Annotated in this window: 14 protein-coding genes; 10 read left to right on the top strand and 4 right to left on the bottom strand. The window is 59.3% G+C overall.

Going from position 1 to position 20,446, the window contains the following annotated elements; translation table 11 throughout:
* The 4 genes from dnaA to ACRWA7_RS16250 all read left to right on the top strand — a co-directional run bounded on the left by dnaA (position 1) and on the right by ACRWA7_RS16250 (position 6,516).
* Positions 1–1,590 carry a chromosomal replication initiator protein DnaA gene (gene dnaA, locus ACRWA7_RS16235; RefSeq protein WP_438394928.1) on the top strand — a complete coding sequence of 530 codons (1,590 nt, stop codon included), beginning with the start codon at positions 1–3 and terminating at the stop codon, positions 1,588–1,590.
* 271 nt (positions 1,591–1,861) lie between these two features.
* A complete protein-coding gene (gene dnaN, locus ACRWA7_RS16240; RefSeq protein WP_060817560.1) occupies positions 1,862–2,968 on the top strand; it encodes a DNA polymerase III subunit beta in 1,107 nt (368 codons plus the stop codon).
* A gap of 158 nt (positions 2,969–3,126) precedes the next feature.
* Positions 3,127–5,598 carry a DNA topoisomerase (ATP-hydrolyzing) subunit B gene (gene gyrB, locus ACRWA7_RS16245; RefSeq protein WP_060817559.1) on the top strand — a complete coding sequence of 824 codons (2,472 nt, stop codon included), beginning with the start codon at positions 3,127–3,129 and terminating at the stop codon, positions 5,596–5,598.
* A 387-nt stretch (positions 5,599–5,985) separates the two neighbouring features.
* Positions 5,986–6,516: an AAA family ATPase gene (locus ACRWA7_RS16250; protein ID WP_438394931.1), complete on the top strand. Its 531-nt coding sequence runs from the start codon at positions 5,986–5,988 to the stop codon at positions 6,514–6,516.
* 63 nt (positions 6,517–6,579) lie between these two features.
* On the opposite strand, the gene ACRWA7_RS16255 is transcribed toward ACRWA7_RS16250, so the two are convergent.
* Positions 6,580–6,987 carry a YunG family protein gene (locus ACRWA7_RS16255; protein ID WP_438394933.1) on the bottom strand — a complete coding sequence of 136 codons (408 nt, stop codon included), beginning with the start codon at positions 6,985–6,987 and terminating at the stop codon, positions 6,580–6,582.
* 303 nt (positions 6,988–7,290) lie between these two features.
* Between ACRWA7_RS16255 and ACRWA7_RS16260 the strand changes: the two genes are divergently transcribed.
* On the top strand, positions 7,291–8,292 hold the full coding sequence (locus ACRWA7_RS16260) for a hypothetical protein (protein WP_438394934.1): 1,002 nt from the start codon (positions 7,291–7,293) through the stop codon (positions 8,290–8,292).
* A gap of 230 nt (positions 8,293–8,522) precedes the next feature.
* Here ACRWA7_RS16260 and lpxA read toward each other — a convergent pair whose 3' ends face one another.
* From lpxA to ACRWA7_RS16275, 3 genes are all read right to left on the bottom strand, one after another.
* The gene (gene lpxA / locus ACRWA7_RS16265; RefSeq protein ID WP_438396855.1) at positions 8,523–9,290 is read right to left on the bottom strand and encodes an acyl-ACP--UDP-N-acetylglucosamine O-acyltransferase; all 768 of its coding nucleotides are present in this window, start codon (positions 9,288–9,290) and stop codon (positions 8,523–8,525) included.
* Between the two features lie 319 nt (positions 9,291–9,609).
* On the bottom strand, positions 9,610–10,413 hold the full coding sequence (locus tag ACRWA7_RS16270) for a lipid II flippase Amj family protein (protein WP_438394936.1): 804 nt from the start codon (positions 10,411–10,413) through the stop codon (positions 9,610–9,612).
* A gap of 134 nt (positions 10,414–10,547) precedes the next feature.
* A complete protein-coding gene (locus tag ACRWA7_RS16275; protein ID WP_438394937.1) occupies positions 10,548–11,174 on the bottom strand; it encodes a tyrosine-type recombinase/integrase in 627 nt (208 codons plus the stop codon).
* Between the two features lie 397 nt (positions 11,175–11,571).
* Here ACRWA7_RS16275 and ACRWA7_RS16280 point away from each other — a divergent pair, with 397 nt between their 5' ends.
* The 5 genes from ACRWA7_RS16280 (at position 11,572) to ACRWA7_RS16300 (ending at position 20,435) form a co-directional block, all read left to right on the top strand.
* Entirely contained in the window at positions 11,572–11,880 is a 309-nt protein-coding gene (locus ACRWA7_RS16280; RefSeq protein ID WP_438394938.1) for a hypothetical protein, read from the top strand.
* Between the two features lie 6 nt (positions 11,881–11,886).
* Positions 11,887–12,138, top strand: a complete 252-nt coding sequence (locus ACRWA7_RS16285; protein WP_438394939.1) for a response regulator — start codon at positions 11,887–11,889, stop codon at positions 12,136–12,138.
* A gap of 1,066 nt (positions 12,139–13,204) precedes the next feature.
* The gene (locus ACRWA7_RS16290; RefSeq protein ID WP_438394940.1) at positions 13,205–14,209 is read left to right on the top strand and encodes a glycine zipper domain-containing protein; all 1,005 of its coding nucleotides are present in this window, start codon (positions 13,205–13,207) and stop codon (positions 14,207–14,209) included.
* Positions 14,210–14,325: 116 nt separating this feature from the next.
* A complete protein-coding gene (locus ACRWA7_RS16295; RefSeq protein ID WP_438394942.1) occupies positions 14,326–15,036 on the top strand; it encodes a hypothetical protein in 711 nt (236 codons plus the stop codon).
* 65 nt (positions 15,037–15,101) lie between these two features.
* On the top strand, positions 15,102–20,435 hold the full coding sequence (locus tag ACRWA7_RS16300; RefSeq protein ID WP_438394944.1) for a hypothetical protein: 5,334 nt from the start codon (positions 15,102–15,104) through the stop codon (positions 20,433–20,435).
* Positions 20,436–20,446: the final 11 nt, after the last annotated feature.

Below are 20,446 nucleotides of genomic sequence, written 5' to 3' on the forward strand. Positions count from 1 at the left end.
ATGACCGATTTTTGGCAACACTGTTCCGCATTGCTGGAGCGCGAACTCACGCCGCAGCAGTACGTCACGTGGATTAAACCGCTGGCCCTCGTCGATTTCGATGCCGATGCGAGCACGCTGCGCATTGCCGCACCCAACCGGTTCAAGCTCGACTGGGTGAAAAGCCAGTTTTCGGGCCGTATCGCTGACCTGGCCCGGGATTTCTGGAAGGCGCCTGTCGATATCCAGTTCGTCCTGGATCCCAAAGCCACCGCGCGAAAGGCGATGGGCGGCGCGCCCGCGCCCATTCCGGCGCCGTCGTCACCTTCGCCTTCGCCCGCGTTCCAGCCGCGCGCCCAGGCGGACGCTGCCGCGGAACGGCCAAATGGTGGCCACGCGAACGCCAGCGCCCATATCAACGCGCTCGCCGCGGAAGCGGCTCAGGACGCGCAATCGCGGCAACTCAACGATCAGTCCGACGTCGGCGACCTCGACTTGCCGAGCCTCGACGCCAACGAAGCCGCCGTCGCGCGCCGCACATGGCGGCCGGGCGGCACGGCCTCGTCCGGCGAAAACGATTCGGCCTACGAGCGCTCGAAGCTCAACCCCGTTCTCACCTTCGACAACTTCGTGACGGGTAAGGCGAACCAGCTCGCCCGCGCAGCCGCGATCCAGGTCGCCGATAACCCCGGCATTTCGTACAACCCGCTCTTCCTCTACGGCGGCGTGGGGCTGGGCAAGACGCACCTGATTCACGCCATCGGCAATCAGTTGCTGCAGGACAAGGCCGGCGCGCGGATTCGCTACATCCATGCCGAGCAATACGTGTCGGACGTGGTCAAGGCTTACCAGCGCAAGGCTTTCGACGACTTCAAGCGTTACTACCATTCGCTCGACCTGCTGCTGATCGACGATATCCAGTTCTTTTCGGGCAAATCGCGCACGCAGGAAGAGTTTTTCTACGCGTTCGAGGCGCTGGTGGCGAACAAGGCGCAGGTGATCATTACCAGCGATACCTATCCGAAGGAAATTTCGGGTATCGACGACAGGCTGATCTCGCGCTTCGACTCGGGCTTGACGGTCGCTATCGAGCCGCCGGAACTCGAAATGCGCGTGGCCATCCTGATGCGCAAGGCGCAGTCGGAAGGCGTGAGTTTGTCGGAAGATGTTGCGTTTTTTGTCGCAAAGCACTTGCGTTCGAACGTGCGCGAACTGGAAGGCGCGCTGCGCAAGATTCTGGCGTTCTCGCGGTTCCATGGGCGCGAGATTTCGATCGAATTGACGAAGGAAGCACTGAAGGACTTGCTGACGGTCCAGAACCGGCAGATTTCGGTGGAAAACATCCAGAAGACGGCGGCGGACTTCTACAACATCAAGGTCGCCGACATGTACTCCAAGAAGCGCCCGGCGAACATTGCACGGCCGCGCCAGATCGCCATGTACCTGGCCAAGGAACTCACCCAGAAAAGCCTGCCCGAAATCGGCGAACTGTTTGGCGGCCGCGATCACACCACGGTGCTTCACGCCGTGCGAAAAATCTCCGCCGAGCGCGGCACGGACGCGCAGTTAAACCACGAACTGCACGTGCTCGAACAGACGCTCAAGGGCTAGCTGCGCGGGCATGTCGGCGGGTCGGAAAACGGGCTTGTTTATTGACGAAATTGCCCCCATTTTCGGGGTAAGGGCGGGTTTTGAGGCACAATATGGGTTTAACCGTCCAGCGGCGCTGGGCGGCGTTTTGGCGCAAGCCTGGCACGTGTGGGCGGCAGTGACCGCAGGCACGTGACACGAGACCGTCCCAAAGCAATCCATGCGGTGGCAAGGCCTCCATGAAAGTGGCGGCAAAAGCGGCGGGCGGCCGTCACATCAACGAAGGAACTCTATGCAACTGGTCAAGACCGAACGAGATAATCTCCTAAGGCCGCTGCAAACCGTGAGCGGAATCGTCGAGCGCCGTCATACGTTGCCGATCCTCGCCAATTTGCTGATCACCAAGACTGGCGCCGACGTGTCGTTCCTCTCGACCGATCTCGAACTGCAGATCACCACGCGTGCCGACTTCGGCACCGGCAGCGACCAGGTCGCGACCACCGTCGCCGCGCGCAAGCTGCTCGACATCCTGCGCGCCATGCCGCCGGGCGAAGTGTCGCTGGATCTCACCGACAAGAAGCTGACCGTGCGCTCCGGCAAAAGCCGCTTCGCGCTCCAGACGCTTGCTGCCGACGAGTTCCCGACCGTCAATCAGGCAACCGAATTCGGCGCGAGCCTCTCCGTTGCGCAAAAGACATTCCGGCAATTGCTCGGCATGGTCCACTTCGCCATGGCGCAGCAGGACATTCGCTATTACCTGAATGGCATGCTGCTGGTCGTCGACGGCGACCAGTTGATGGCGGTTGCAACGGACGGCCACCGGCTTGCGTTTTCATCGATGAAAATCGAGGGCGGCACGTATGCCCGCCAGGAAGTGATCATTCCGCGCAAGACCATTCTGGAATTGCAGCGCCTTCTGGAAGACATTGACGACGCGCTGGTCATCGACATTGCCGCGAGCCAGGTCAAGTTCACGTTCGGCCAGGTCGAACTCGTATCGAAACTCGTGGAAGGCAAGTTCCCCGACTTCCAGCGCGTGATCCCCAAGTCGCACAAGAACACGTTCCTGATTGGCCGCGAGGAATTGCAGCGCTCGCTGCAGCGCGCGGCTATTTTGACGTCGGACAAGTTCAAGGGCGTGCGCTGCCTGATCGAGCCGGGCCAGTTGAAGATCATGTCGACCAACGCCGACCAGGAAGAAGCGCAGGAAGAGCTGGAGATTGCTTACCAGGGCGACAGCGTGGACATCGGCTTCAACGTCACGTATTTGCTCGACGTGCTCGCGAACCTGAAGATCGACATGCTGCAAGTGAGTCTTGGTGACGCGAGTTCGAGCGCCCTGATCACGATTCCCGAGAACGACGAATTCAAATATGTGGTGATGCCAATGCGCATCTGATGCGGCCAAAACCAAAAAACTTTCCAAGGGGCGCATTGCCCCTTTGGCATTTTTAAGGTGTTTCGAAAAGTCTCGATCAGCGCCGCGCACCACCCCCGCAGTGATCGCTCAGCGACCGCGTATTGACCCAGTAGTGACGCAGAACCGGAAAAAACCTCATGACTGAAAACCCAATTTCGCAACCCGACAACGCTTATGGCGCCTCCTCCATTCAGATCCTCGAGGGTCTGGAGGCGGTTCGCAAGAGGCCGGGTATGTATATCGGCGATACGTCGGACGGCACGGGTCTGCACCACCTCGTTTTCGAAGTGCTGGACAACTCCATTGACGAAGCGCTGGCCGGCCATTGCAACGACATCCACGTCACCATTCACGCCGATAACTCCATCTCCGTGACCGACAACGGCCGCGGCGTGCCAACCGGGCTCAAGCTCGACGACAAGCACGATCCCCGGCGCAGCGCCGCCGAGATCGTGATGACCGAACTGCACGCGGGCGGCAAGTTCGACCAGAACAGCTACAAGGTCTCTGGCGGCTTGCACGGCGTAGGTGTGTCGTGCGTGAACGGCTTGTCCGAATGGCTGCGGTTGACCGTGCGCCGCGATGGCAAGAAGCACTTCATGGAGTTCCGCCAGGGCGTGGTGCAGAACCGCGAACTCGTGGCCGAAAACGGCATTACATATTCGCCCATGCCCGTTGTGGGCGACACCGAAAACCGCGGCACCGAAGTGCACTTCATGCCCGATGTCACCATCTTCGGCAACGTGGAGTTCCATTACGACATTCTCGCCAAGCGCATGCGCGAATTGTCGTTCCTCAATAACGGGGTGCGGATTCGCTTGACCGACCAGCGCAGCGGCAAGGAAGACGATTTTGCGTTTGTCGGCGGCGTGAAGGGCTTTGTTGATTACATCAACAAGACCAAGCAGGTGCTGCATCCGACCGTGTTCCACGCGACCGGCGAGAAAGACAATGTCACGGTCGAAGTGGCCATGCAGTGGAACGACAGCTACAACGAAAGCGTGCTGTGCTTCACGAACAACATTCCGCAGCGCGACGGCGGTACTCACCTGACCGGCCTGCGCGCCGCGATGACGCGCGTGCTGAACAAGTACATCACCGATCACGACATCGCGAAGAAAGCGAAGATCGAAACGAGCGGCGACGACATGCGCGAAGGTCTGTCGTGCGTGTTGTCGGTGAAAGTACCCGAACCGAAATTCAGTTCGCAGACGAAGGACAAGCTGGTTTCGTCGGAAGTGCGCGCGCCGGTTGAAGAGGTCGTGGCGAAGGCGCTCGAGGAGTTCCTGCAGGAAACGCCGAATGACGCGAAGATCATCACGAACAAGATTATCGATGCAGCGCGTGCGCGTGATGCCGCCCGGAAGGCTCGTGAAATGACGCGCCGGAAAGGCGTGCTCGATGGCGTCGGGTTGCCGGGTAAGCTTGCCGATTGCCAGGAGAAGGATCCGGCGAAGTCCGAGATTTATATTGTGGAGGGTGACTCGGCAGGCGGGTCGGCGAAGCAAGGACGTGACCGGAAGTTCCAGGCCATCTTGCCGCTGCGCGGGAAGGTCTTGAACGTGGAACGCGCGCGTTTCGACAAGCTGATTTCGTCGGAGCAGATCGTGACGCTCGTGACCGCGCTTGGAACCGGGCTTGGCAAGGACGACTACAACCTCGACAAGTTGCGCTATCACCGCATCATCATCATGACCGATGCTGACGTGGACGGAGCGCATATCCGCACGCTGTTGCTGACGTTCTTCTACAGGCAGATGCCGGAGATCGTGGAGCGCGGGTTTATCTACATCGCGCAGCCGCCGCTTTACAAGATCAAGGCCGGCAAGGACGAGCGGTATCTGAAGGATACGCACGAGCTGAACCAGCATATGCTGAAGCTCGCGTTGCAGGGTTCGGAGCTGATTCCAAGCGAAGGCGCCACGCCGATTACCGGCGATGCGTTGGGCGAGCTCGCGCGTGCTTATCTGTTGGCGCAGGCTGTGGTTGATCGCGTCAGCCGGTTCTATGACGTGAACGCGCTCGAAGCGGTAATGGACGGCATCGTGCTGGATTTGTCGACGCAAGAATCCACTGTGGCTTCGGCCGCGGCGTTGCAAGAGGCGTTGCGCGCCGATCCGTTGAAGCCTGAAGTGACGGTTGAGCCGGCTTACGACGCGGTGCGCGAGATCCGGTCGCTGCATATCAATCGCCGGCATCATGGGAATGTGAAGGTTTCGGTTATCGATGAAGACTTCCAGTTGACCGCCGATTACAAGCAATTGCAGACGACAGCGAATACGTTCAAGGGGCTCATCGGGCCGGGCGCGTTGATCAAGCGCGGGGAACGGTCGATGGCTGTTGGCGATTTCAAGAGCGCGATGAAGTGGCTGATCGCCGATGCTGAACGCAACGTCACCAAGCAGCGCTATAAGGGCTTGGGTGAAATGAATCCGTCGCAGTTGTGGGAAACGACGATGGACCCGACAGTGCGGCGTTTGTTGCGCGTTCAGATTGAAGATGCGATTGCCGCCGATGGCATTTTTACCACGCTGATGGGCGACGATGTTGAACCGCGCCGGGCGTTCATTGAATCGAATGCGCTGCGGGCGGGGAATATCGACGTTTGAGGGTTTGTGTAGCCGTAGGGCGCCAGAGTAATTGCTACTGGCGCCACAGTTTTGCTACTAGGCGCCGAATTTGGTGCTAATGCCCTACACGGGGGTTGTTTCTCGGAATACCTGTTCGTGTTCTCCCCAGCACGCCCGCGCACAGCCGCGGCCGGTGCGCGAATGGCGGCGACCCAGCCGTTCTAGGAGAAAGCTAGCCTGTTTGGCCATGGTCGGCGCCGGCCCACTTGGACAGGCGCGAGCAGCGATAGGAAAGTCGCTGAATACCACGGGTTCGCATCACTACACGATTGGCTGAAGACGACCCACAACGGACGGCGACCGCAGCGGGCATCGGTCGTTCAAATCGCCCCGTGCGATACTTTAGATTTAATCTTGGCTCGATCCGTGAACATCGTCCAATATCGTCGTATCAACGTCGTCGGGGCTCCGGGATCAGGAACCACGACGCTGGGTCGCGCGTTATCGGTCCAGCTTGGCTTCAGCTTTGCGGACGCTGACAGCTTTTATTGGAAACCCACCGTTCCACCGTTCAAGGAGAAATTCGATCCCGAGGTGCGATTGGAGATGCTTCTCGCTGAACTCGCGTCATCCAATGCATCGATTGTTTCCGGCTCGGTGTGCGGCTGGGGCCGCGAACTGGAAGATGCTTTCGATCTAGTTATCTTTCTCTCACTGCCAACTGATCTACGACTTCGGAGGATAGAGGCGCGGGAGATATCCTTGTTCGGCCGCGCCGATCCGGAATTCATCGCTTGGTCTGCGCAGTATGAGCAGGGAGAATTACCAGGGCGCAGTCGGGCGCGGCACGAAGCGTGGTTGAAAAGTCGTCAGTGTCGTGTCTTGCGATTCGAACAAGATCAGGCCATAGAAGATCGGGTGCAAAAAGTCATCGAGTTGCTTTCAACCGCTGGCTGATTTTCCATCACTTGGATTGTCGCAAACGGAAAGGTGAATGCCGGTTCATGGTCGCGTGCCGCCTCATGCACCGTGGGTACGCGCATTTAGATAGTCATCAACGCGCTTAAACAGCAATTCGCAGCGTTGCATCGTCGCGTGACTATCAACCAATTCGTTACGGTCGAGGATGGCGAATTCCTGAACAACCGAATCGACTGGAAACTGCTGCCAGCTTAGATCAATGTGGTACCAGTCATCGCCGCCACGAAGCCCATTCCAGAAGTGAACATCTGCTTTTTCTCCGGTCCAGACCTTCCCTTTAATGATCTCAGTTTCGGGGTAGTAGCGCTGCACCACTCGGGATGTCGGATAGCACTGACCCAGGGCAGGATTTCCCGCTAGCTCAACTTCCAAATAGGCGGTTCGTTTGTCCCAACAGGCGATCAGCGCTTCACGAAGGCGAAGCATGAAATTCGGGGGGTGTGCCATAGTCGGGTCCGATTTATCGATACAGAGCCACGGTGCTTACATCAGACTGGGTTGCCGCCAATAGTGCAGCGGGGCGTCGAAAGATTGTCGGCGTTTCAGGTAGTCATGTCGAGCGACCGCTCCTGGCCCGGTCACTGCCTGACGGCGATCGGCAGCAGGCGACCCCACAAGAAACGATCGCGTTGATTGAAACCGGACATCCGGACCGATGCCGTGCGCGGAACTTCGCCCCTGTCTGACCGTCACAAGTGCTTGACGGCGAAGGATTTGTAACGTCTGACGGCAGAGGGAGGAATCCACACGATGTCAATAGCCGCGAGTCCGATTGATCCGATCACTGGCATTCTTGAAGCTTTCAAATCTCACAATGTCGTCTCGATTTGCGATGGTGGCCACGGCTGTGAACAAGCTTATGCCTTTCGGATTTCGCTGATCCGGGACCCGAGATTTGCTTGCATCGTGAACGATATCGTAGTTGAAAGTGGCAACTCCCTTTATCAGGAGATGATGGACCGATTCATTGCAGGGGAAGACATATCCGAAAAGCAAATCCGGCGAGCCTGGCAAAATACTACGCAGCCCCACGATGTGTGGGATCGTCCCGTCTTCGAAGGGCTTTTTCGTGAAGTCCGCCATGTAAATGCCTCGCTCCCAAGAGACCGTCAGATTCGTGTATTGCTAGGCGATCCGCCGATAGACTGGTCGAAGATCAAGAGTGCCGAGGAGCTTGATGAAGCGTGGCGAACGGTAGGCGACCGCGACAGTTGTGCAGCAGAAATTATCCAACGTGAAGTGCTGGAAAAGCAGCGCCGCGCCTTGGTCGTCTACGGCGGCATGCATTTATTGCGTAAAAAACTCTGTTGGCAAGCGAAGAACCAAAAGCAGGCGGAACAACGATTTACCCCCCTACCGAATAGCATCGTTTCGTTGTTGGAAGGCCGAGGCGCCGAGGTCTATTCTGTTTGGGTGCCGGTCTTTGTTGATCCGGCGACTCTGCAGTCCGAAGCCTCGTCATGGCATAAGCCGTGTCTTGCGCGCATCCGGGGCACACCGCTCGGAGAAGCAAGTTTTCGTTCGTATTATCCGCATCCGATGTTCATCAAGGACGGCGATGTCACGGTGGAAATTTACGTTGATCCGACACGATCTCCTGTGATGCAAGATTTGTTCGACGCCATCCTTTATCTTGGGGCGCCTTCCGGGTTGACCTGGAGCCAACTCTCTCCTGGGCTTTCATCTGACCCGGAATACATCGAGATGCGGTCGACCCGAGTTGCATGGGCTGGAATTCCCGATCTCGGTTAAGGAACGAGAATCCAGTCAGCCTCGTATTCTGGCTGATTTCATCGCGTTCGCTCCCTATCGTCCACGGCGCAACGGGTCCGTTCGATTGTCGACAAGTTGGCCGCCAACGTCGAACGTCCCAGACTGGCCGAACTTTGTCCGATGCGATCGATCCAGTTCGACCCGCAGACTCAATCAGACGCAAGACAATCGTGCAGGCGTCCATGCGACCGACAAGTTCTTATCATCGTTCAGCGGATCAGGCCCCGTGTCGAACGCGACAAGAAATCGTAAAAGGGTTGAACCTCAGGGTGAGCAGCCGCAATCCGGGCTATTTCCGGCTTCGCTTCTTCCAAAGTTTTTCTACTCCGGTAGAGTACTCTGTAGGCTTCGCGAATTGCCTGAATCGCGTCTTTGCTGAAACCTCGACGCTCCAACCCAATGGTGTTCACGCCCTTTGGAGATGCATGATTGCCTTGCGCCATTACATAGGGTGGCACATCCTGCGCAATGCCCGAGCAACCGCCGACCATGACATGAGCACCAACCGAACAGAATTGGTGAACCGCGCACAAGCCACCGATGATCGAATGTTCATCTATCGTGACGTGGCCTGCGAGTGTCGCGTTATTAGCCAAAATACAGTGGTGAGCAACGACGCAATCGTGCGCAACGTGGGCGTTGACCATAAGAAGGTTGTCGCTGCCGACCTTTGTGACCCCACCGCCTTGGACAGTCCCGCGATGGATCGTGACACTCTCACGTATTTTGTTGCGATCTCCTATCTCGACGAGAGTCGGCTCTCCGGCGTACTTCAGGTCCTGGTTGTCTTCTCCGATCGTGGCGAACGGATAGACTATGTTGTCTCGGCCAATGCGGGTGTGCCCGCTTACGACGACGTGAGACCTGAGTACGGTGCCATCACCAATCTGCACATCGCTGCCAACGCAGCAATACGGGCCAATGCGGACGCGAGCGCCGATGATAGCGCCTTCTTCAATAACTGCGGTCGGATGGATGACAGCCGTTTTATCGATCACAAATATAGCCTCGCGGAAATGCCAAGGTTTGGCCTTGTAGTTCAATTCGAATGGAATAGCAGCAAACTGCAATTCGCTTTTCGGGCAAATTATACGAGTCTTCGCTCTCGCCCGCCGCCGACCTTTCAGCTAGCTATCGTCGCCTGATATCAGGATCGCTTGTCTACGGTCGCGGCGCATCCCCGAGCGTTCGAAATTGGCCGGACCGCGCCTGACTGATGGTCGCGCTAACGATTCTGGATGGGCCTAACTATTCACGCAAGGGTGAATCCAGCATCTCAAGGAGGCACACTCCGTTCTAAATCAGTTCGGCGACGCGTACGATAATGAGCGCGGCCGGCACGAGCATTACTTGTGCACACAAGGTCCCGATAACACGTGCCCCGGCAAGGGTGGTCATAGCTCGCCGAAAGCTGTTTTCGGAGATTCGGCCTTCGATCACGTCGTCCGTCATGACCGAAACCTGCGGGTCGATGACCACAGCCAACACTACCGTCGCAAAGCCATTAATGACCGAAGAAAGATTAGCGCATGTCACGCGCAAATCTGGCTTTATGTATCCCGCATAGAGCGACGCGAATACACCGACGGTCCAAATGGCCATAGCGAAGATGTTTAGAGCTATGACCGTCCCGGAGACGCCGGCACCGTTCGCTAACTGAGATATGTTTTGGCGCGACGGAACCCGTGCGCCGTCCCGCATATAGTTGATGCCGCCACGGCTGAAAATGTGGAGCAAAAGGCGCGGCAACGAACGATTAGCCTGGAAATGCTCGACAGCGCGACTGAAATAACGCTGGAACGTTGGGATCAGCAACGCGCCGGCTATGCTTGCCGCGGTGGCCGTGATTAGGAAGAGCCGGAAATCACCGAGCAGGCCACCCTCCAGATGCCGAGCAATATCAAGCTCCACGCGCTTAGCTATGAACGGCCCTTGAAAGGAGTTCGCCGTTCGGGATACTAGGGCGATGATTCCGAACAGAGAGAACGAAACGGCGATACGTCGAGTGTGAACACCTGCGATCCGCACAGCATAAGCCAGCGTCGCGATGACATGGATTACGAATGTAAGTGCGCAGATGAACAAAAGCTGGGTGTCCATGCCATCCCGGCGAGGTTGGGCGAGAGTTGAAGTCTAACCGGAGCGCCGCCAGCCGGTTCGATTGTCACCAAACTGACGGTCGATACCGAAGGTCCGAAATTGGCCGCAAGCGCACGCTCGCCGGCCACCGCCAATCACACTTCGGTTTGCTCCGCCATTTCGAGAGCATCGTCTACCTCGATCCCAAGGTATCGCACGGTGCTTTCGATTTTTGTATGGCCCAAGAGCAATTGGACCGCGCGCAAGTTCTTAGTGCGTCGATAGATCAATGACGCTTTCGTTCGTCGCATGGTGTGGGTACCGTACGCGGTGTCGTCAAGCCCGATCGACGCGACCCAACGATGAACGATTCGCGCATACTGGCGCGTCGACACATGCGCTGAGGCATGCAGTCGACTTGGAAACAAATAGTCGGCAGGCTTCAACCCCCGCGCCGAAATCCAGGCAGCGACACTTTGACGAGTCTGCTCCGTAATTTCGAACTGCACTGGTCGATGCGTTTTCTGCTGCATGAAAGTCGCGCGAGCTACGACATGACCTCCCATGGAGACGTCATGCACTTGCAAGCGCGTCAAATCGCACGCTCGAAGCTTACTGTCGATCGCAAGGTTGAACATCGCCAACTCGCGAGCGTTGGACGACATCTGCAGCCTTGTTCGAATCGCCCAGATTTCCCGGAGCTTCAGCGGAGGCTTCTGGCCGGTTAGCCTTCCCTTATTCCACGGCACCCGACGGGCGCCGGAAGAAGTAAGCGTTTCCATGACAATCTCCTCTTCAACAAAGGGAGATCGATTGTGCGCTTTGCGGAACGGTCGATCTTCGACCCCTATCTGCCCTTCGCGACGAGCTTAGAGACATCCAGAGATCGATCATTCGACGGCGATAGATCGTCTTCGCCGGAAATATCGCCCGACGGAAATGCTGCTCACTCAGGCCTCGACGGTTCCGGGGCGACCGAGTTCGATACAGGTCGAAAAAACTCCAGCAGCCATCTGCCATCCGGCCCCGGCAGACGGTCAGATGGATAGACGGCCTGAAAAGGCATCATGCCTGCGGATGGCCCTTCCAGCTCGATGCGCGTCAAACGTCCTGCCTCCAGGTCGTGCTCTGAGCCATCGCGGCATGTGTCCCCAGCCCAAGCCCGCGCGCAAAAAAAGCATGCTTTGCGCCGAGATTAGCCAGCCGCCAGATGTTCTTTCCCTGCAGCCCGTAATCAACGCCGCTCGTCAGCGACGAGCGATCGGTGAGAACCAGTTGCGTGGCATCCTGCAAGTCACGCAGCGCAACCGACCCGCGTCCGGCACGGGCTTTTCGCACTACGTGGCGTCAAAGATGGGCGCGATTCGTCTCGTTTGCGCACTCGCCAATGAGCTTGCTGCCGACAATATAATCGTCAATGCAGAGCATCCGGGACGATGGCATGACATGGGAAACAACGTCATCGTCTCCGGACGTGCTGGGCTTTAAGGCTACGTGGGCGCCGAACGCCGACGCAGCACCCGGCTCCTTGCGGAGAAGCCGGAGCATTGCGTTGTCGATTTTTCCGACATCGTCATGCCGGGCATGAACGGCATAGAGTTGGGTGAGGAGATTCGCAAACGCTACCCGCACATGCCTGTAATTCTTGCGAGCGGCTACAGCCACGCGGTCACTCAAAGGCATGGGCAAGTGTTCAAGCTCCTGCAGAAGCCCTATGCGATCGACGAACTCGCCCGCACGCTATGAGAGGTTATCCGCCGCAGATAGCTGTGGCGCGACAATCTGGATGAGAGACACCGTTCTCATCTTGACGGGCAGCAGATCGCGTTCCGCAACCTCAAGCGTCGTGTTTAGTTATTGGTTTAGGACGACGGTTGTATGCGCAGAGAAAGCCGCTCTGGCGTCTTTGCAATGATTCGCTGCAGCCGCTCAGTGGCTTCGACGACGGCGGCAAAACGCACCTCTCGCAGTTGTCGATCGTGTTCATTTAAAACAACGCCGACGGCGTCGACAGGTGCCGAGCGGATTGTCCAACACCTTCGGCATTCCCGCGATTGCCGCGATCAAGCACAGCCGTCACTCTGGCTTCGACTTCCTGGACCCTAGACAGCCAGAATTCCAAAGCCCGACTCGGCGAGGAGTCGGGTAAACAATACCGATTGTGCCAACGATACCGCCTCGCGCCGGCCGCTGCGTCCCAGGCGCGCCGCTTCGAAACCTATCCGAACCTGAAGAACCATTGCGTCTGCCTCTGAAAGAGGTATGGGGAGCAAGAACGACTTCGCAGTGCGACCTCAAGACCCCTTTACCGATCTTTTCTTGTTTGAACTCGGCATATGTGAGCAAGGGCGGTTGGTAAGCGATCGCTACTGCGTCGACGTAAGCACACGTGACCAATCGGCAATGTGTCGGGTTGCCCGCAACGCACGCGCGAATTGCCTGCCTTATATCCGCACAGACTTCTTCCTTCCAAAAAAAGCAGCCACCCATTCGTGTGACAAATTATCCACACACGGTCGTTCGCGGAGCCACTTAAAACTTCACCTTATATCCATTTCTCCCTTAACAAAAGGGACCTTTAACAGTGGTGAAAAGTAAGGATATCGATATCGCATGCCAACCGCTTGACAGTGCTTGATCGCACGCGCAGCATCACGAAACGCTGCATTCGGATCGCTGATTTATCTCTGGTAGCAAACCCATGCAATAGATCGGACGAATTCGACCGATTGCTAGGACAAGAATCGCCGTGCACTCAGGTTCACGGCGCAAATCAGATCGGTGGTTAATCCTTATCGTGGCGAGGCGCTTAGTGAGCACTGGCGAATATTTGCTTCCGAAACGCGTTTTGCGCTTTCCGGCGATTCAACGCAAGCCTCGTCGACTTGCTGCTCTACTTGTCTTCGTTGCATTGCTGGATGCGTGCCAGAGTACCAATCAAACGGTCGGTACGCTGAGCGGCGCCGGTGTGGGCGCCGGCGTAGGCAAGATCTTCGGAGGCAATACTGGCGCACTCGTCGGCGGGGCGCTCGGCGCGGTGATCGGCAATCTCATTGGTCGGCAGCTCGATGCGCGTGACCAGGCCCGGCTCGAAGAAGCCAAACGAACTGCGCAGGCCACCAATCAAACGGCGCGTTTTTACGCCAACAGCGCAAAGTCGGAGGTCGTGGTTCAGCCGAAGACGTATGTCGTCTCGCGCCCCGCTCTGCTGCTTGCAGACGACGTCGGACTAACGCCGCTCACGGTGATTCCCCCGAAAACGACCTATCTGGCCGTCGATACGCCTGTCTATCGCCGCCCCTTCGACGGCGAAGCACCCAAGATGGTGATCGAGAAAGGCACACCGCTCACGGCGATCGCGACCGTCGATGGCGCCGCATGGCAGCTCGTCGGTCGCGGCGATTACGGCATCGGCTACGTACCCGAACGATATCTGCGGGAGCGCAGCGCCACCGCAAGAAACACTCAGGCGCCCGCTGCCAGCGCGGCACGTAAAAGCTCGCCGGCATCGTCACGGCAAGCGAAGCCGACGCCGAGCGGCCCTACCACCAACGACTTGCTCAGCGCCAATGCCGACTACACGCCGCCACCAGGCGCAGCACCGGTGGTCAAGGCCACGCAGGCTGACTACGAACGTGCGTCGTACCAGGGTCAGGCTCGGGCAATCGCGGTCAAGAGCGCGCAGGCGGGGACGGGGTCTAGGCAACTCACCAACGCAAACGTGGTGTGCCACGATCTGACGACCACGCTGTTGAGCGACCACAGCACCGAGACGTCGGAGCAGTGCGGGAACGATCCGCCGACACTGCGCAAATAGATCGGGGCGCCGCTCGCCAGAATAACGACCGCCGTCAACTGCGATCGTCATGATCCGCGGCGCGATACGAGCAACGCTGCCAAGCCTGATGGACGACCAACGTGGAAACTTATCAAATGCATGCTTCGACTTCGCACGCCCCGCAGCCGCATTCCGCCAGGTGGCGCATCGCGTGGATCAAGATCGCCATGTCGTTGTTCATGATGCTGCCTGGCGCATGGATCGGCGTCAGCTTTGCCCAAGGTGCATCGGGTTCGTCTCCTGCGATGAGCGCCAGCGCCTCGGCAGACTCCGATGCTTCATCAGGCAATCAGGATGCCGCTTCACCGAACGGCGGGGGAGATACGGCGGCTATCCAGGGCGATCTCCAGCTCTTGCGTGCGATGGCGTGGGGAAGCACGGTCGTGGCAGTCCTGATCGCGCTCGCGGCCTACGTCTATATGCACAAGAACCTCTGGCCCAACGACTCGCTGTATGGCCTGATCATTACGCTGGTGCTCGCGCCGCTCTTCCTGCTGCTCTGCACGATGCTCATCCTCTCGCCAGCGGCCAAAGACTGCGTCGACGCCACGCTGCAAGCCACGTCGGACATTCCCTACGATGCGGTCTGCGGCAAAGCACGCGAAGGCGTCGCGGATTTCGCCGGCATGAAGTCGCTCTGGGCTCTTGCCTCGCCGCCGGCGGTCAACGCCGCTGGCCTTCCTATTCCCTACCCTCCCACGTTCGTCAAGATTCTGATGTACGTGTCGACGCTCATTACGGGCGTGGTGCTGTATTTCATTCTGAAGCCATCGTGCAGGCGTTTCCTGGCACACCGCCGACGCTGAGCGCGGACGAGCGTTCCGGTGGCAGCGCGACGATGGCCTGCCGCCTAACACTAAGAGGAGGTGCCATGAACAACGTACTCATCGGCGTGGGTGGTTCGGGACAACATGTCGTCCATGCGTACCTGCGCATGCTGGCGTTGATTCAATGCAATGCGCGCGATGTGCCGCATGTCTACATCATCGATGCCGATGCCACGCTCGGCGGTGCAACCGATGGCCGGCTCAACCTGTGCTATGAAATCGACCGTCTGCATCGGCAACTCGTCAGTGCCCTGTCGCCCAAGCATCGGGCCCATTTCGCCCTTGTCAGGCCGTACTTCCAGAGCGATTCAGAAAGTCAGCCCGGCCGCGTAGAGACCGCGCTCGAACTGTCTAAATGCCCCGCCTATCTGACCGATATCTTCCTGACCGACGACCCGCACCCGTCCGGGCGGCACGCCGAGGCAAATGACCGTACGGTGGATCTGTTGCAAGGCATGATGGCGAACGCCAAGATCGGCGCAACGGCATTCGCCTACAAAATCCAGCGCACGCGCAACGACGACCGTTTGAAGAGCATCAACTTCGGTTATGCCGACGAAGGCTCCGGCATGCGCAGTAGTCTGCTCGACGACGTGCGCGGAGCTAGGGTTGCCATCGTGGGGTCCAGCTTCGGCGGCACCGGTTCGGGCGTGATTCCCGCGCTCGTGCGGCACCTGGCGTCCCTGTCCAGCGCAGGTCCCGCGGCGACGCGTGCGTTCATGACGCTGCCGTGGTTCGACATCGATGCGGGCGGCGCGTCGGCCGCGGCAATCCGGCCCAACGGCATCGACCCGAAGACGCGCAATGCCGCCACCGGCTTGCGCACCTATCTCGGCGAACTCGACAACGGTATCGCCAACGCGAACTACGTTATCTCGCAATGTCTCGGCGACAATGCGACCCGTGCGGATCGCGGCAATACCCATCAGGGCGAAGACCCGCACGTCTTCAATCTGGTGCTCGCGAGTTCCATCGAGCAGTTTCTCTGGGACAAGTCCGACTCGGGCGCCGTGGCGGGCAGTCAGGCAAACAGGAAGCTGTTTGGTCTGGTCGTGTCTCAGCCCGAGGAAAAACGCGGTCGCTTCGACGCCCAGAAATCGGCGCACTTGCGGTTTCGAATCGACGCCGACAAGTATCTGCAGCTCGTCGATATCGTCAAGGAAGCGGAAGTGCTGGCGCTGGCGCTGGAGAAAGGCGCTGAATTCATTGCGCCGGGCGATCGTCGCTTCTCCGTGGGCGGTGACAAGCATGACGAGCCCGAAGCCTTGCGGGAATTGTGCAAGACCATCGCGACCACCTACGATCAAAAGCCGCTCAAAAAGGCCTGGCTCGGGCTTGGCAAGGAAACCGCCCCAGACGAGATCTATCAACGTCTGGCCGACGCGCTCAAGGAGTACGCCGAGACCCTGCGGCGTTCGCTCGTCTGGCTGGACGCGCATCGGGCCGCCGACGACGGGCAACAGCAAGGCTTCACCGGCCTCGCGCTGGATCACCTGTTCGACAGCGAGCTGGGCGAAGGCGGCCGGTATAAAAGTTCGCGCGCGATCGGCGAACAGACACTGGCTTCGCGCTGGGACGCGTATGGTCTCAAGGTCATCAGCGTCGCCACCGGCAATACCGAGCTGGGTCGCACCACGCCCCGCGTGGCGCAAGCGTTCGCGCTTTTCATGAATGGCCTGTCCGGGCAGCAGAGCTTCGTTGGCGAATTGGCCGAACTCGTCGCCAATCAGCCTGGTTCGCCCATTTATCATGTGGTCGCGGCCATGCTCGCCCGGCAAGTGGCCAAAGCGGTCGAGAAGGCGCGAAACCAGCGCATGGTGCTCACCGCCGCGCAAGACAGCGCCCCGCGCGGCGAAGCTACGGCGTTCATCAAGCGGCTGAATACCGAAGCGACGCCCGAGAGCGCGCGCCTGTGCGTCATCGACAAGCTGAAGCTCGATGCGCCTATAGGTGACGTGGACCAGCAGGACTATGACAGCCCGATACAGGAAACGCACCCGCTCAGTCTGCGGCAGATCGATCCCTACCTCGGCGTCTCACCGTTCGGCGACAAGGACGTGGCGGCGGTGCGCAAGATGGCCGACGAACGCGGCGCCTTCCCAGAAGCCGCGCTGCAAGGCATACCGAACATCCTGGCGCCCAAGCTGCTGCAGCAATGGCGGCTGAAACGCGCCGATTTCGTGGTGCCGGGAAGCCGCCCCTTGCTGGACGAATCCGGTCGCCCCGTGTTGCGGTCTTCGGAACAAGGGCTTTATCTACATGCTTGCCGGATCATCGAGGCGGCCTTCTGGCTGCTCTTTACCGACGATGCCCGCATCGCCCTGAAAGAGTATCAGGATACGGAGCACTCGCCCCGATCGCCGTTGGTCGAGTTGATCAATTCGGAAATCAAACGGCTCGAACCGCGCGGCCCGGAGAACCGGCTGCCACGCAAAGTCATCGTGTCGCAGCCTGGCGCGCAGGGCGCGGGCCGCGTCGTGTTCGTGAACGATCCGCAATGCGCCTGGTATCTGGCAGCCAATCACGAGGCGCGGCGTTTCTTTGCCCACGTCTATGCCGAACTGCCGACCGTGCGTTACGGCAACTCGGAACTGGATCTCGCGTGGCGTCACAACACTTCGCGCGCGACGGTCCGCCCTGAACGCGGTTCGTATCAGGAGCGAATGATCGTCGGCTTTCACGACTATCTCGCCCGGATTTCGGCCAATCATCAGAACCGGAACCTGCCCTGGGCGCGCGCGCTAAAAGACATTTGCGCCGCACTGAAAGCGATCGTCGCCGACGTCAGTCTCGACCCGCCGACCACCGCGCGCGTGGCCGATATCGACGTCATGACCGACGCCGCAACGGGACAACTCGGCTCGCTGGAAATCCGGCGACCGGTCGCGCTCTCCGCCTTGCAGGGTATCTTCGTCAAGGACCCCATCTACTTCTTCGTCGGCGACGACACCCGGGGCGAAGCTCAATGGGCGGGACTCTGGCCGGTCACAGGCGCCGCCTGGGAACATCTAGTGCCGCCGGAAGGCGGCCGGGAGATGGACAATCCCATGACGGTGCAGCACATGCGCGATACCGCGCTGGACCCGGTCGAGCGCTCGTCGTGGAACGTCCAATCCATCCGCCTGAAATTCAAGGAATTGGGGCTTTACGAAATCAGCCGGCCTTTCGACAAGGGCGGCACGGGGCGGCCCACGATCATTCCAGGGACCAACGAAACCTTGGACAACCTCGACTGGGCCGCGGCCGTGTGGCCCAACTTCGAGGCGCCCGACTGGACTACCTACGTAGCGGGCGGCTTTTGGCAGGGCGCAAGAAAGCTCGAAGATTTCGACCTCTACGCTCACGATTTCGAACTGAAGGACTGGTGCCTGATCTTCTACGGTGACGTTCGCGACCGGAGCGGCGCGACGAAATTCGGCGAGATTGGACGCATTGAAAAGCGCATGCCGGTCAAGCTTCGCGGCGTGCCACGCGCGGTCGAACTGGTGATCAATCAACGCATTCTCGGCTCAATGCCGATCCGCCTCGGCCAGCTTCCGCCCAACACGCAAAGCGCGGCCTGCGAACTGGCGCTCGATTTCGGTACCTCGAACACCTGCATGGCCATCAAGCTCGGCGATGAGCCCAGACCCATGCATCTGGCCTTGCTGGCCGGCGAAGCCATGCCGCTTCGCAATGCCCGCCATGAGCCGCTACCGGAGCTCACCGCGTTCATTGGACCGCGCAAGCCACCGGGGCTGCAAGCTTCGATTGCGGACATGCAGTTCCGTACACCGAAGAGCCCGCTCTTCGTGTTTCAGAGTTTCGACATTCCCGACAAAAAGCACACGCCGCGCAGCGTGCCTTCGGAACTCATCAGCCTGAAGCCGAGGGACGATCCGGAAATCGCGGTCTGGCTGGCGCAACGGACCACGAAATTCGAAGCGGAGCTCGCAGTCGATTCGACCTTGACCAAGCACCCGGCCGAGCTGCGCGAAGCGGTGGTCACGCCGCATTACACGCCCTTCCCGCCTCATCCCGGCGGGATGAAAGAAGCGCGCGATCTGGCGCAGTTCTTGGGTAGCGGCTTCCACCAGGACTTCAAGTGGCCACCGCCAAGCGGTGAAGAGGACAACATCGCGTTTCGGGCGGTGTACATCGAGCAGATCCTGCTCGCTGCGGCGGCCACCTTGCGGTGCGCGGGCATCAGGATGATCAAGCGTCTGGTCGCCACGTATCCGGGCGCCTTTCGGACCGAGTACCGCGACCGCTACATCGCCGATGTCAACAAGATCGTCGACCACGTGCTTGCCGCGACGGGCATCGAGTTCGACCGGACCAGCAACCTACGGGTCCAGCCGCGTTCGGAGACCGTGGCGGCGCTGGCAGCCACCAATCCTGGCGAAGAGACCATGAAGGTGACCATCGACATGGGTGGCGGAACCACGGATGTGGGCATCATCGTGCCGAAGCCGCAATCGGCCCAGCAGCCCTTGTTCTCCTACATGTCGAGTATTCGCTACGCTGGCAACGATTTGCTGCGCGCGGTGGCGAAGTCGCCCTCGTTCCTGACCTCGCTCGATACCTCGCCGGCCAGCGCCGACGACGCCGCCGCGCGTTTGAAGATCGTGATCCGCAACAGCATGCAGCGCTTCAACGACGCCGCCGCGCGGGTGGTCGCACGGGCCTTCTTTGAAGGCCTGTTCGAGTACATCGTCACGGTGATCGCGGCGGTCGTGAACCAGCCGGATTTTCCGGCTGGCAAGCGCATCGATATTTATTTGTTCGGCAATGGCTTCAGGCTCTCGAATGTGTTTCTCGAGCAGAACGCGTTCGATATTTTCGGGGCCGTGGTGCAACAGTGCGTGCGGCACGGGCTGATTTCACAGGCTGTTGCCGACACCATACATCCGATCGAGAGCGACAACGACCCGAAGCTCGACCTCGTATCGGGCGCACTCAAACTCTCTTCCGAAGCGAATCGTATCGACCTCAGCCGGGCCGCTGAGATGCTTCAACGTGTAGACAACGCCGGGCACAACCGGGTACCGATCTGGTACCCCTGCGTGCACAAGGGTTCGCAGACCAGCGAGCATCCGGTGCTCGGCACGCTCGAGGAGCGCGAAAAGATGCTCAGCGATCCGGGCTTCGTGGATGCGATCAGGATCGACGAAATGGACACCGAGAAGCTGAAGGCGAGCTTTCCGATTACCAGCCAGTACTGGCGCAACGGCCAGCAAATTGCCGCCATCTTTCACAACGCACCCGGTGGCGCCCTGATGGCGCTCGGCCAATATTATCTGGAAGGCGTGCGTCATACCGAGTCGTCTTTCGCCGCCGTGGTCTTGAATAAACTGGCCGGTGAACCCCAGCAGCGTCCCTACGATTCGCCCTACTGAGACCGTCCATG

This window comes from Caballeronia sp. DA-9 (assembly GCF_051615025.1).
Lineage (GTDB): Bacteria > Pseudomonadota > Gammaproteobacteria > Burkholderiales > Burkholderiaceae > Caballeronia > Caballeronia sordidicola.